Consider the following 14014-nt stretch of genomic DNA (forward strand, 5'->3'; position numbering starts at 1 on the left):
AATGCAGTAGTGGGAGAAGCAAGAATCCCCCTGCTTTAGCTGTGGGGAGTGTCAAACAGGTCTGCGCTATGAGGGCGGAAGAATGGTGGATATGTACCGTACTCTGGACAGTATCCCGGTTCTTGCAAAAGCAGGCGGTATTCTGGTGATGACCGATGAGATCCGTGGAACAGAGGCGGAAAAGAATCCGGAAAGCCTGAATATCCGGGTATTCCCGGGTGCTGACGGAAGCTTCAGATTGTATGAGGATGACAACGAAACCTGTGCTTACGAAAATGGTGCCTGTGTATTTACGGAAATGGATTATAAGGAAAAGGATCAGGCAGTGTTTACCATTCATCCCGCACAGGGAAAAACAGAGCTGATCCCGGCAAAGAGAGCTTATACCGTGGAGTTCTGTAATTTTGCGAAAACAGGAACAGATACTGTGAAGGTTCTGGTTAACGGAGCAGAGACTGAGGCTGCTGTAAAATATGAGGAGAAGCTTCAGAAGATCTGTGTGGAAGTGGAAGCAGACACAGCGGCAGAGGTGCAGATCATTCTCGCTGGCGAAGTGGCAGACAATCAGACAAAAGAGCGTGTCTTTGATTTCCTGAACCAGGCAGAGATCGGTTTTGTACTGAAGGACAGATTATATCAGCTGATCACAGCCGGAAAGAAGCTGCCGGTTCTTTTATCTGAGCTTCAGTCTATGGAGCTGGACAAGGATCTTTATGGAGCACTGATGGAGATCCTGACTGCGTAAAACATGAATAAAATCGCGTTTCCAAACCATACTATCATTATTATCAAAAGAAAGGATGATCATAATGATATTAAAGGAAAAAGAGCGCACAGTGATCCAGGATCTTCAGACACAGGAAAAAAGCTGCATTGAAAAATATGGAAAATATGCACAGCAGGCCAGGGATCCGGAGCTTAAAAGCTTATTTCAGACTCTTCAGAAAAAAGAGCAGGAGCATTACGATTCCCTGAGCCAGGTGCTTTCCGGTACAGTTCCACAGGTAAACTGTAATGATAGTGACGGCCGTGATTACCAGCCCAAGGCTGCTTACACATCGGTGATGTCCTCAGAGGATAAGGAACACGATGCTTTTCTTGCAACAGACTGTATCGGAACAGAAAAGCTGATTTCCGGAGAATACAACTCGGATGTTTTTGCTTTTGAAGACAGTGGTGTGCGGAAGCTTCTGGCAGATATCCAGGTGGAAGAGCAGAACCATGCGGAGATGCTTTACAAATATAAGACTGTGAACGGAATGTTCTGATATATAAAAAAGGGAGGATTTCAGTAATGGAATTCTTCCTTTTTTTATTATATAATCAGGAGAACAGCAGGGAGAAATACTTTCCTGCAAAGAGAGGAGAAATAAATATGAAGGGAACCAGCTGCGAATACTGTGCAAACTATACATATGATGAAGAGTGTGACGAATATTACTGTGATGTCAATCTGGATGAGGATGAATATTATCGTTTTGTGAGCAGCGCTTACAAGGAATGTCCGTATTATCGTTCCGGAGATGAATATAAGGTGGTACGTCATCAGATGTGATACAGAGTAACGGAAAAAACAGAGCAGAAGATAATGTGATAAGACAAAAGCAGGTTTTCCACGAAAAGGAATGCGAGTTTTGTGGAAAATCTGCATTTTGATGTTTTGATATGTGCAAAAGGCTTCAAATTTGTAAAAATTGGCGTGTTTACATTTGAAAAAAATATCTTTATAATAAAAATATTGGTCTGACAGGTGGAACCTTTATACCATCTAGACGATGATAATGCTACAGGATTTTGTTTGAGACAAAATTTCGGGTAAGCGTCTGACAGACTTATAATAGATTTTTTGATTTGACGGAGGATGTGACAGATTGGATATTATAAAGAAATTCGGGGATATGGTGGGAGAGAGATCCATCAGGGATCCGGAAAAAGCACGAAAACTTCTTCTCACTGGATACCGGCTTCAGGAAAAACGTCTGCAGCTTTTTCCTGACAGGAAGCTTCCGGCTTCGGGACAGTATGTAGCCCGTGTAGTCATGCAGAATATTATCAAAGCCCTTGCAAAACCGGACGATACCGCGCTTGTGAGCATTTTTGTACCGGGAGAGCTTCTGACAGCAGCAGGGATCACTCCGTATTCCGTGGAGGCAATGTCCTGCTTCATCGCCGGAACCAGATGTGAGCAGGCATTTCTGGCACAGACGGAATCAGAGGGCTTTCCGGAAACCATGTGCTCCTATCACAGAGTTTTTCTGGGAGCGTCCATGACAGGATTGGTACCGAAGCCCAAATGTACCATCTACACAAACCTTGCCTGCGATGGAAACATGATGACGTTTCCTTATCTGAAACAGAAATATCAGATCCCGGGCTTTTATATTGACGTACCCTATGAAAAAAATCAGGATTCCATCAGCTATGTTGCAGATCAGCTCCGTGAGCTGAAGAAATTCCTGGAGGATGTAGGCGGGAAAAAAATCTCCGAGCAGTCGGTACAGCGTGCAGTTGCCAACAGCAATGAAGCGGCCTCCTATTACAGCAGCCAGCTTGCCCTCAGAAAGGATCACGATCCGGTGACTTCCCTGACAAATGAGCTGTATGCGATCTTTATGTGCCATCTTCTGGCGGGCTCAGAGGAATCCCTGAAATACACAAAAATGCTTCTTGAGGATGTGAAGAAGGCACCAAAGGGGGAAGGTCTTCATATTTTGTGGATGCATATGATGCCGTTTTTGCAGGAGCCGGTAAAGGATGTATTTAATTACAGCCAGAACGTGCATATCCGTGCCTGTGATTTTGTTGCAGACGGTTTTCAGCGGATGCAGGCCTCGGATCCTTATGAGGCCCTTGCGGAAAAAATGGTCAACTGCATTTACAACGGAAGTGTGAAGCAGAGGATCCGGCGTGCCCAGGAGCTGGCGAACCTTACAGAGGCAGACGGCGGGATCCTTTTTGCGCATTGGGGCTGCAAGGGAACCATCGGAGCTTCCAGCCTGATCAAAAATTCTCTGGAAAATGCAGGACTTCCAACCATGGTCCTGGACGGTGACGGCTGTAACCCGGCCAATTCCAGTGACGGCCAGGTATCCACACGACTTCAGGCATATCTGGAAATGCTGTCAGAAGGTAAGGAGGAAAAACGGTCATGATACATTACGTCTGTAAATATACACCGCTGGAGCTGTTTAAGGGCTTTGGCGAGGAATGTGCGGTTCTTGAGGAAATGCCGGAGAATTTTGAGCTTTCGGACCAGATCGCTCATGCTAATCTCTGTGGCTTTGGAAAATCTGTGATCCAGGCAGTGCTGGAGGGAAAGGTAGAGCAGCTTGTTCTTGTTAACTGCTGTGATTCCATGCGCCGTGTGTACGACATTGTGGAAAGTACCGGTAAATGTAAATTTCTGTACATGCTGGACATGCCTCATGAGGATAACGACTGTGAAAAGGTGAAGCTTGCCCAGGGCATCCACCGTCTGAAGAAAGCTTATGAGAAATTTTCGGGGAAAACCTTCGACAGAAGTGGATTTCTGAATGCTTTTTCCCATGAGCCTGTGGATAACCAGCCGTATATCGGTGTTCTGGGTGTCCGTGTCAGCGGCATCCTGGAAAAAATGATCCGGGATAATATCCGCATGGATGTGGAAAACCTGACCTGTACAGGTGGAAGACGTCTTGCAGTGATCCGTGAGGAGCTGGAAAAAATGGAAGACGATGCCATGTTCCTGGCTTATGCGGATGCACTTCTTTCCCAGATGCCCTGCTTCCGTATGAACAACAGCACCCGAAGAAACCGGCTGTATCTGGATCCGAACCTGAAGGGAATCATTTATCATACTATTAAATTCTGCGACTATTACGGATTTGAGTATGCAAGCATCAAGCGTGATATCAAGGTTCCGCTTCTGAAGATCGAGACAGATTTTACAAGCCAGAGTGCAGGACAGCTCCTTACCAGAGTGCAGGCTTTTGCGGAGACCCTGGAAGGCTCTGAGGATATGGACCCATCAAAAGGAATCAGCGAGGAGATAAGGAAAAAAATGGAATCAGGAGTTTATTATGTGGCAGGGATCGACAGCGGTTCCACAAGTACGGATGTTGTGATCCTGGATAAAGACGGAAAAATTAAATCGACCATGATCATTCCCACAGGCGGCGGCGCTATGATGAGTGCAGAGAAGAGCCTGGAGATGGCCGTGGAAAAAGCAGGGATCAGGAAAGAAGATATCGTGCGTATCGTTACTACCGGATATGGACGTGCCTATATTGACAGTGGTGATGACAGTATCACAGAGATTACCTGTCACGCAAAGGGAGCCCATTATCTGAATCCGAATGTGCGTACAGTTATCGACATCGGCGGTCAGGATATCAAGGCGATCAGCATTGACGAGAACGGTGCGGTAAAAAATTTCCTGATGAACGATAAATGTGCAGCAGGAACCGGACGATTCCTGGAAATGATGGCCCGTACTCTTGGACTTTCCCTGGAGGAGATGAGTACCCGTGGCCTGGAGTGGAAAGAGAACGTAGTGATCTCAAGCATGTGTACTGTATTTGCAGAGTCCGAGGTAGTTTCCCTAGTTGCCCAGAATAAGGACGTGGCAGATATCATCCATGGTCTGAATGTATCTGTTGCTTCCAAGGTAGGAGCTCTTGCAGCCCGCCTTGGCAAAAAGAATCCGGGGGAATACATGATGACCGGTGGTGTTGCCAGAAATAAAGGTATCATCCAGGCACTGGAGGAGAAGCTGGGGGCGAAGCTTTATATCTGTGATGAGGCACAGCTTTGTGGTGCGCTTGGTGCGGCACTGTTTGCTTATGAGAAGTGTAATGCGGCACGGTGATCAGATCAGACAAGTTGCCTGCGCAGTGAATGCAGAGTGTGAATATCCTTTTGGTCAGGGGCGGCGTGCCCACTCACTGGGCGAACAGCCACAGTTCTTTCGGAAGTACCGGCTGAAGTGGGAGAGATTTGAAAATCCGCACAGCAGAGCCACCTGTTGAACAGGCAGAGCTTCGTTGGTGAGCAGATTTTTGGCTTTTTCCAGACGGAGCAGATTCAGGTCAGCATGAGGGGTACTGTCAAAAAAATTCCGGTAACAGGAATAAAACTGACTTTTTTCGAGATTAGCCATGGCGCAGAGCTTTTCTGTTGTCCATGGCTTTTCGTAATTTGTAAGCATTTCCAGACGGATTTTTTGGAACAGGCTGCAGAGCTCCGAGTCTGCAGACTTGCCTGTATCTGTACTGCGGAGTTCCCGTGAGGCTGTGATCATCAGCTGGCAGAGCAGGGCATACTCGTAGTCCCGGGAAAAAACTTCTCTGTTCAGATATTCATGCTGCAGCTTCTGGATACAGTGATCGATCTCCTGGCAGTCACTGGGGTAAAAAATTTCGTTGCAGGGAAGTCCGAACCGTTTTGCCAGGTTTTCTCCGCAGGAAAAATGGACATAACTGTTCCGGAATTTTCGCACAGCCTGATAATGCTGGGGATTTCCCGGAATATAAAAGATGCAGGCATTTTCCCGGGTGACAGTAAGCTGACTGCCCAGATAAACCTTCATTGGTGTTTTAAATAAAAGAAAAAGAAAATCTCCGCTTCCCTCCGGTCGGAAAATCCTGTCGTAATCGGAGTTGGAACGGTTGTATTCGCAGAAATTTAAGGTGAAATCCATGAAAATGCTGCGCTCCTTTCATTACGTAGATCAGACAATCCGACTGTGGCATTGTAAAGAACTTTCTGTCTGGAAGTATAAAGTAAAGTGACAGAGGGACGTCCGTCTGGTAAGACTGTCTTTACGATAAATCTTACCGGAAAAAAAGTCAACTATTTCGGAAGATAATCACTGGTATGGATAGAACAGGATGGTAAAATGAAACATAGAAACGGTTGATTTCCGGTCTGTCTGAGAGTGTGTGAGCGAACAGAGGCGTAAGAGCTGATATACGGCGGAATCGGAAACAGAGCTAAATGCAGTAGCAGCAGAAAATAATAATTTACAGGAGGATTTTTACAATGAAAAAAGCGCAGATCATCGTGGATAAATATTTCCTCACCGGAAAAACAGACAAAAGGATCTATGGTTCTTTTATAGAACATCTCGGACGTGCGGTTTATGAGGGAATTTATCAGGAAGGCAGCCCTCTTTCTGATGAGCAGGGATTCCGGAAGGATACTCTGGAGCTGGTAAGGGAGCTTCAGGTACCGATCGTTCGTTATCCGGGCGGAAATTTTGTATCCGGATTCCGCTGGGAGGACAGCGTCGGACCGAAAGCTCAGCGTCCGTCCAGACCGGAGCTGGCCTGGGGTGTCATCGAGACAAACCAGTTTGGACTCAATGAGTTTGTGGACTGGTCCAGAAAAGCCGGCAGCGATGTGATGATGGCAGTAAACCTGGGAACAAGAGGACCGGAGGATGCGAAAAATCTTCTGGAATACTGTAACTTTAAGGGTGGTACCTATTACAGTGATCTCCGTAAGGCTCACGGCTATGAACAGCCGCATGATATCAAATTATGGTGTCTCGGAAACGAGATGGACGGTCCGTGGCAGATGGGACATAAAACTGCGGCAGAGTACGGAAGAGTTGCAGCAGAGACTGCCCGCCTGATGAAATTTATGGATCCGGAGGTTGAGACTGTTGCATGCGGAAGCTCCAGTCTGGAAATGTCTACCTTTGGCTCCTGGGAGTATACGGTTCTTGACGAGGCTTACGATCAGGTGGATTATCTTTCCCTGCATCAGTACTATGGAAATGCATCGGGAGACACTGCCGATTTTCTGGCAAGCTCCAAGGGCATGGATGATTTTATCTCAGGAGTGGTTTCCATCTGCGATGCTGTAAAAGCAAAGAAGCATGGAAAAAAACAGATCAATCTTTCCTTCGACGAATGGAACGTATGGTACCACAGCAATGAACAGGATAAAAAGCTGGAAAAATGGGTACAGGCGCCCCATCAGCTGGAGGATGTTTATAACTTTGAGGATGCACTTCTTGTGGGAAGCATGTTGATCACACTTCTCCGTCATGCAGATCGTGTAAAGATCGCCTGCATGGCACAGCTGGTAAATGTTATTGCGCCGATCATGACATCCGATACAGGCGCATGGCGTCAGACGATCTTTTATCCGTATATGCTGACAAGTGTGTTTGGAAGAGGAACCGTCCTTAATACACAGGTTCTCACACCGGTATACGAGAGCAAAACTTATGGCGAAGCGCCATATCTGGATTCTGTGTGTGTCTGGGATGAGGAAAAGGATACGCTGACGATCTTTGCAGTGAATAAGAGTCTGGATGAGGATATGGAAGTTTCCTGTGACTTGAGACAGTTTGAGGGATATAAGATCGTAGAGCATATTGTACTCAATAATGACGACCTTCAGGCAGCCAATACAGAGGCTCAGCCGGAGAATGTAGTTCCTGTAAAAGCCAGTGCAGAATGCTCAAAGCTGGATGGCGGAAAACTGGAAGCAGTTTTTGCAAAACACAGCTGGAATATGATCCGTCTTGCGAAATAAGGGCCGGTGAAGTATAGTAAAAGCAGTTACAGAAAATGTAAATCATGCTACATTATGGGAGGTCTTTTTTATGTACACACCTGCAAAGGAACGCTACGAAACTATGGAGTACAACCGCTGCGGTGAAAGCGGCCTGATGCTTCCGAAGGTGTCTCTTGGATTATGGCATAATTTCGGAGATACTTCTGATTATGAAAACATGAAGCAGCTGTGCTTTACAGCTTTTGACAATGGTATCACACAGTTTGACCTTGCCAATAATTACGGACCTGCCTATGGAAGTGCGGAACGGAATTTCGGCAAGATCCTGAAAGAAGAACTGATGCCATACCGTGATGAGCTGATCATCACAACAAAGGCAGGCTATGATATGTGGGAAGGCCCTTATGGAAACTGGGGCAGCCGCAAGTATCTTCTGGCGAGCCTTGACCAGAGTCTGAAGCGCATGGGTCTGGAATATGTGGATATTTTTTACCATCACAGAATGGACCCGGAGACTCCGCTTGAGGAGACTATGGGGGCGCTGGCAACAGCGGTTCAGCAGGGCAAGGCCCTTTATGTGGGACTTTCCAATTATGATGGAAAAACCGTAAGTCAGGCGGCAGCGATCCTGAAGGATCTGAAATGTCCCTTTGTGATCAACCAGAACCGGTATTCCATTTTTGACAGAACTGTGGAAGAAAACGGTCTCAAGAGAACCACCGGCATTTTGAAAAAAGGTCTGATCACCTTCAGCCCTCTTGCTCAGGGACAGCTGACAGACCGTTACCTGAACGGGATCCCGGAGGACAGCCGTATCCGCAAAGATGGAAGATTCCTTAAGGAAAGTGTGCTGACGCCGGAGCGTCTGGATCAGGTCCGGAGACTGAACGATCTGGCAGCCCAGCGTGGAGAGAAGCTGGCTGATATGGCACTTGGCTGGCTGCTTCAGCATAAGGAAGTTACCAGTGTTCTGATCGGAGCTTCCAAGCCGCAGCAGATCCTTGATAATGTGAAAGCGATCCACTGTGCACCGTTTACAGCTGAGGAGCTGCGTCTGATCGACGAGATCTCAAAATAAGATTTATATACTTCCTGTTTTACTATGAAAAGTAGTGAAGCAGGGAGTTTTTTATGCCAAAATAATTGTTTAACTGAATTAGGAAAGTTTCCGGGTTACTGTCCACTGGTAATATTCCGCGAGGTGTTTTTTGTGAGCGAAGGTCACAGAAAACCCGAGACATACCGCGCGAATTTATGCGATTAGCATAAATTCTGTGCATCGCGAAGCGTGTTGCTGAGAACGGAGTGAACAGTAACGTCTCCGGCGGGAGTGCAAAGAGCAATAAGTAGTGGAGGTTTGACAACGGGATAGGTGTGTGCTATATTGAAAAACAGAAAAGAAAAGAGCCAGCGGGAGCTTGTGTGACAGGCTGAGAGGAAGATAGATCTTCGACCGTACCTGATTTGGGTAATGCCAACGGAGGGATTGTGATCTGAGAGCGTGTCTCCGTGGAGTTTTCCATGGGATGCGCTCTTTTCGGATGCAGGAATGGAACTGGAATGGTCTGACAATGTAGGGATGTGAAAGTGACAGAGACTGCATGTGGAGCTTCTGCGAAAGAGCGGGCAGGAAGGGGAGCGCCTTAATGTCTGGCAGGAGAGTGATATTCCGGAGGATTTTTCCGGAAGGATCATGTAAGCGATGGGAATCCGTGTTTTCGGAGTGAGAGGAAGTAAGGGAACTTCGACCGCCAAAATCTAAGGGCAGACTGCAGCAGACGGGAAGCTTTTGCCCAGATCTGACAGGGCTCTGCCTGATATTTCAGGGAGGAAAAACACTATGGAAAAACAAAGGATGCACACGCTTCGTATGGTAATGCTGGCAATGATGGTTGCGATCGGTGTCGTTATTTCACCGATCCTGAGGATTGAGGGAATGTGCCCCACGGCGCATCTTGTCAATATCGTATGCTCGGTTCTGATGGGACCGTGGTATTCCCTTCTCTGTGCGACCATGATCGGCGTGATCCGTATGATGTTTATGGGAATCCCGCCACTTGCACTGACCGGTGCAGTATTTGGCGCATTCCTTTCAGGTGTGTTCTACAGACTTTCCAAAGGCAAGATCATCTGCGCGGTGATCGGTGAGATCTTTGGAACAGGTATCATCGGATCCATGGTTTCTTATCCGGTGATGGCATTCCTGATGGGAAGAGGCGGACTGACAGCATTTTATTATACGCCGATGTTCCTTGCAGCAACCACAATGGGAGGATGTGTTGCCTATATTTTCCTGAAGGCTCTAAGTAAAGCAGGTCTTCTGGTGAAATTCCAGGCAGCTTTGGGTTCAAAAACATATGAGACAAAGAATTTTACAACTGCGAAAGCGAATTAAAGAAGAAAAGCCGCTGATCCATTGCATCACCAATCCGATCTCGATCCATGACTGTGCCAACGTGGTCCTTGCAGTAGGTGCAAGGCCGATCATGGCGGAGCATCCGGCAGAGGTGACAGGTATTACGGCATCGGCTGGTGCGCTGATGCTGAATCTCGGGAATATTACCGATGCCAGGATCGAGTCAATGAAGCGTTCTATGAGAACAGCGATGGAAAATAAGATCCCGGTTCTTCTGGATCTGGTAGGGGTTGCCTGCAGTGATCTCAGACTGGATCTGGCGAGGGAGCTTTTAAGGATCGGTCATCCGGCAGTGCTGAAGGGAAATATGTCAGAGCTTCTGGCTGTTTCCGGGCTGCCGTCTCATGCGATCGGAATCGATGCGGGTGTTGAGGATGCTCTGACTGAGGAAAATATCGATGGAGTCAGTGAAGTGCTTAAGGCTTTTTCCAGAAATAATCAGGCAATCGTGCTGGCTACCGGGAAACAGGATTTTGTTACGGATGGTGAACGGGTTGTTCTGGTACAAAATGGCAGTGCGGCGCTGTCCGGGATCACAGGAACCGGCTGTATGGTCGGTGCACTGACTGCGGCGTTTTTGCCGGGGTGCGAAGATAATATTGCGAAAGAGATGACGGATAGTATAGAGGCAGGTGTCTGGTCTGGCGTTGAGATGGAATTAAATGGGAGATCCGGGAATTACCTGGCTGCGGCAGTGCTTGGTACTGTACTTATGGGTATCGCCGGCGAGGAAGCGGAGAAGATTTCCCGCGGTCCGGGAAGCTTTCAGGTAAATCTGCTGGATGAGATCTATGGGCTTTCGGATCGACAGCTGCTGGATCTGTTGAAAATTGAAATGTACTGAAAAAGAGGGGATTAGGATGGATAGAAAAGATTTGGATGTAACGTTGTATCTGGTGACGGATAGTTCTTATCATACGGAGGAGTCTTTGCTCCGTACGGTTGAGGAGGCTTGTAAGGGTGGCGTGACTCTGGTCCAGCTTCGCGAGAAGAATAAGGGTGGACGGGAGTATCTGGATAAGGCTTTTAAGGTGAAGGAGATCACAGATCGTTACAATGTGCCGCTGATCATTGATGATCGTGTGGATGTGGCGCTGGCCTGTGATGCGGCTGGTGTGCATGTTGGAGCTTCTGATATTCCGGTTGCTGTGGCAAGGAAGCTGATGGGACCGGATAAGATCGTGGGGGCTACTGCCAAGACGGTGGAGGCTGCTGTGAAGGCTTATGAGGATGGTGCGGATTATCTTGGTGTGGGGGCGATTTATCCTACTACTACTAAGGTGGTAACGATCCTTACCAAGGTTTCTACGTTGAAGGATATCTGTGAGGCGGTTCCGATTCCGGCGGTTGCGATCGGGGGATTGAATGCCGGGAATATGGATGTGCTTGAGGGCGCCGGTATGAGTGGTATGGCGGTTGTTTCTGCGATCATGAAGGCGGAGGATCCGAAGAAGAATGCGCGGGAGCTGAAGGAGAAGATTGTTGCTTTGATGGGAAAGTGATTTAGGACATGAGTGAAGAGCAGTGGTGGATTTGAGGTTCATTGCTGTTCTTTTTTTGTTGAAATACGGACGCCCGTGAGGCGTGTGCTGCCTGTCGCCGGGGCTTCGTCGGGGGCTGGCTTCTAGGCTGCCGGAATTCTGCTAAAACCGTTTTCCAAAAGTCCGAACTCGCGTCGCTCAGACAGCGGACTTTTGAAAAACAACGCAGATTTCCGCCAGCCAAGAATCAGCTCCCCTCCTGCAGAGTCCGGCGACAGGCAGCACACGCCTCACGGGCTGGTTTTTCAAGGCGGCAAGGGAGGGTGGTTACTCCACCGGCAGATCTCTGTGTTCTACGCTGGTGGAGAATACGATCTGTGTTTTGGTGCGGCCGAACTGCTGGAGTTCGTTGATGAAGTGGTCCAGTTCCATGGTGGAGCGGAAGGCTACTTCGATGAGCATGGAGTAATCGCCGGTGACGCAGTTGCATTCGATGACGTTTGGGATGGACTGGATGAAGGGATAAAAGTCTTTTTTTTGGTTGGGTTCTACTTCCAGGTTGATGAATGCTTTTATATGATAACCGAGAAATACCGGGTTGATCTGGGCATGGTAGCCTGTGATCAGCCCGTTTTTTTCGAGGTGTTCGATCCTGGCGGAGACAGCGGGGGAGGAAAGGAAGACTTCCTTTGCGATTTCCTTTACCGGAGTGCGGGCGTTTTTCTGAAGCATTTCGATGATCTTTCGGTCGATGTTGTCGAGTTTGTGTTCCATGTAGAATGTCTCCTTTCGATGAAAAAATGTCATTTGTAACTGGTACAGAGCTGCGTAGGGAAGTGGATTGAAAATAGGTATTTCTGTATTGATTATACTGCGTGTGTTATCACAACACAAGAAACGACTTAATAAAAATAAGAAAAATAAAAGAAATTCTTAAAAAGATTAATATAAACTATTGAAAAACACGGATAATCGTGGTTTTCAATTAAAAGTATTTACAAGCCACAAAGAAAGTGTTAGTTTCTTAGGCATCAGAAAAACAGCTGCTGATAAAAATGAAAATAACAGAATGATTTGTAAACAGTGAATATCCGTCGGACTGAAAAAATGAGATCAGAGGGCGGAGCAAATCAGATGTGCACAGGATCAGAAGAAAGAAGAGGGATGACAAAATGACAACAGAAACAAGACTGGAAGCAGATTCGATCGGAACTATGGAAGTGCCTGCAGAGGCTTATTACGGAGTTCAGGCTTTAAGGGCAAAACAGAATTTTCCTATTACAGGTACAAAGCTTCATCCGGTATTTATCAGGAACCTGGCACAGATTAAAAAAGCAGCAGCTATCACTAATAATAATGCAGGGCTTCTTCCGGAGGATAAGGCAGACGCCATTGTCAGAGCCTGTGATGAAGTGATCGCAGGAAAATTGGCTGAGGAATTTATCGTAGATGCCATTCAGGGTGGTGCCGGAACCAGCGCAAATATGAATATGAATGAGGTGATCGCAAACAGAGCCGGTGAGATCCTCGGATGTCCGAAGGGTAGCTATAAAATGGTCCATCCAAATGATCATGTAAACATGGCGCAGTCCACCAATGATGTGATCCCGACGGCCGGTAAGCTTACCGTTCTGGATCTTCTTGCACCTCTGGAAAAAGCACTGGTAAGACTTGAGAAGGAGCTTGCAAAAAAGGCAGAGGAGTTCGATGATGTGATCACTATGGGACGTACACAGCTTCAGGATGCAGTTCCGATCCGCCTTGGTCAGGTGTTCCACGGTTATGCGTCCATGGTTTCCAGAGACAGGAAACGTATCAAAAAGGCTCACAGGGAAATGTACACCGTAAACCTTGGAGGAACTGCAGTGGGAACTGCTATCAACGTTTCCGACTCTTATTTTTATAAGATCGTGCCAAATCTGGAAAAGATTACAGGTTATCCGCTGAAACAGGCCGAGGACCTTTTTGACGCAACAGAAAATCTGGACGGCTTTGTTGCCGTATCCGGTGTAGTAAAAACCTGTGCGGTGGATCTTTCCAAGATGTGCAACGATCTTCGACTGATGTCCTCCGGCCCGAAAACCGGATTTGGGGAGATCAACCTTCCGGCGAAGCAGAATGGGTCGTCCATCATGCCAGGTAAGGTAAATCCGGTCATTCCGGAGGTAGTAAGCCAGGTTGCTTTCCACATCGTAGGACATGATACCACCATTACCATGGCAGCAGAAGCCGGACAGCTGGAGTTGAATGCTTTTGAGCCGGTTGTATTTTGTAATCTTTTTGAATCCATTACGACTCTGGAAAAAGCAGTGGATACATTGAGCGTAAACTGCATCACAGGAATCACCGCAAACCGCAAACACTGCAAAGACCTGATGGAAAGCAGTGCAGGAATCGCAACGGCTCTCTGCCCGCATATTGGCTACAAGGCGTCTGCAACCATCGCAAAAACTGCAGTAAAAACCGGTAAATCTGTCCGGGAACTTGTTCTGGAACAAGGGATCATGACTGAGAAAGAGCTGGAAGAGGTTCTTGATCCGTATCTGATGACAGAAGTCGGAGAAGAGCGGAAAGAGGATGAAGCAAGAAGGAAAGCCTGCTGAGAAAGTTA

General features: G+C 47.3%; 13 protein-coding genes and 1 riboswitch. Of the genes, 11 read left to right on the forward strand and 2 right to left on the reverse strand.

Going from position 1 to position 14014, the window contains the following annotated elements:
• Positions 1-82: 82 nt before the first annotated feature.
• From G5B12_RS05585 to G5B12_RS05605, 5 genes are all read left to right on the forward strand, one after another.
• Complete coding sequence (locus G5B12_RS05585; protein WP_174087884.1) at positions 83-745, forward strand: DUF5110 domain-containing protein; 663 nt, start codon at positions 83-85, stop codon at positions 743-745.
• A 64-nt stretch (positions 746-809) separates the two neighbouring features.
• Positions 810-1268: a ferritin-like domain-containing protein gene (locus tag G5B12_RS05590; RefSeq protein WP_044961927.1), complete on the forward strand. Its 459-nt coding sequence runs from the start codon at positions 810-812 to the stop codon at positions 1266-1268.
• A 107-nt stretch (positions 1269-1375) separates the two neighbouring features.
• Positions 1376-1555, forward strand: coding sequence for a DUF6472 family protein (locus tag G5B12_RS05595; protein WP_092073491.1), 180 nt, complete (start codon positions 1376-1378; stop codon positions 1553-1555).
• 316 nt (positions 1556-1871) lie between these two features.
• Complete coding sequence (locus tag G5B12_RS05600; protein ID WP_110103610.1) at positions 1872-3152, forward strand: 2-hydroxyacyl-CoA dehydratase subunit D; 1281 nt, start codon at positions 1872-1874, stop codon at positions 3150-3152.
• On the forward strand, positions 3149-4846 hold the full coding sequence (locus tag G5B12_RS05605) for an acyl-CoA dehydratase activase (RefSeq protein WP_021652226.1): 1698 nt from the start codon (positions 3149-3151) through the stop codon (positions 4844-4846). The genes G5B12_RS05600 and G5B12_RS05605 overlap by 4 nt, the downstream gene beginning before the upstream one ends.
• 54 nt (positions 4847-4900) lie before the next feature.
• Here G5B12_RS05605 and G5B12_RS05610 read toward each other — a convergent pair whose 3' ends face one another.
• Entirely contained in the window at positions 4901-5677 is a 777-nt protein-coding gene (locus G5B12_RS05610) for a helix-turn-helix domain-containing protein (RefSeq protein WP_174087885.1), read from the reverse strand.
• Between the two features lie 341 nt (positions 5678-6018).
• Between G5B12_RS05610 and arfA the strand changes: the two genes are divergently transcribed.
• From arfA to thiE, 5 genes are all read left to right on the forward strand, one after another.
• Positions 6019-7524, forward strand: a complete 1506-nt coding sequence (arfA, locus tag G5B12_RS05615; RefSeq protein WP_174087886.1) for an arabinosylfuranosidase ArfA — start codon at positions 6019-6021, stop codon at positions 7522-7524.
• 70 nt (positions 7525-7594) lie between these two features.
• On the forward strand, positions 7595-8584 hold the full coding sequence (locus G5B12_RS05620) for an aldo/keto reductase (protein WP_174087887.1): 990 nt from the start codon (positions 7595-7597) through the stop codon (positions 8582-8584).
• A gap of 322 nt (positions 8585-8906) precedes the next feature.
• Positions 8907-9009, forward strand: a riboswitch (TPP riboswitch).
• Positions 9010-9346: 337 nt separating this feature from the next.
• Complete coding sequence (thiW, locus tag G5B12_RS05625; protein ID WP_015526323.1) at positions 9347-9901, forward strand: energy coupling factor transporter S component ThiW; 555 nt, start codon at positions 9347-9349, stop codon at positions 9899-9901.
• A complete protein-coding gene (locus G5B12_RS05630) occupies positions 9864-10766 on the forward strand; it encodes a hydroxyethylthiazole kinase (RefSeq protein WP_174087888.1) in 903 nt (300 codons plus the stop codon). Before thiW ends, G5B12_RS05630 begins: the two co-directional genes overlap by 38 nt.
• Positions 10767-10782: 16 nt before the next feature.
• On the forward strand, positions 10783-11424 hold the full coding sequence (thiE, locus tag G5B12_RS05635) for a thiamine phosphate synthase (protein WP_015526321.1): 642 nt from the start codon (positions 10783-10785) through the stop codon (positions 11422-11424).
• A 306-nt stretch (positions 11425-11730) separates the two neighbouring features.
• Here thiE and G5B12_RS05640 read toward each other — a convergent pair whose 3' ends face one another.
• Entirely contained in the window at positions 11731-12177 is a 447-nt protein-coding gene (locus G5B12_RS05640) for an Lrp/AsnC family transcriptional regulator (protein WP_021652217.1), read from the reverse strand.
• Between the two features lie 398 nt (positions 12178-12575).
• Here G5B12_RS05640 and G5B12_RS05645 point away from each other — a divergent pair, with 398 nt between their 5' ends.
• Entirely contained in the window at positions 12576-14006 is a 1431-nt protein-coding gene (locus G5B12_RS05645) for an aspartate ammonia-lyase (protein ID WP_174087889.1), read from the forward strand.
• The last annotated feature ends 8 nt before the right edge of the window (positions 14007-14014 follow it).

Origin of the sequence: Blautia sp. MSK.20.85 (assembly GCF_013317245.1) — a bacterium.
GTDB lineage: Bacteria > Bacillota > Clostridia > Lachnospirales > Lachnospiraceae > Blautia_A.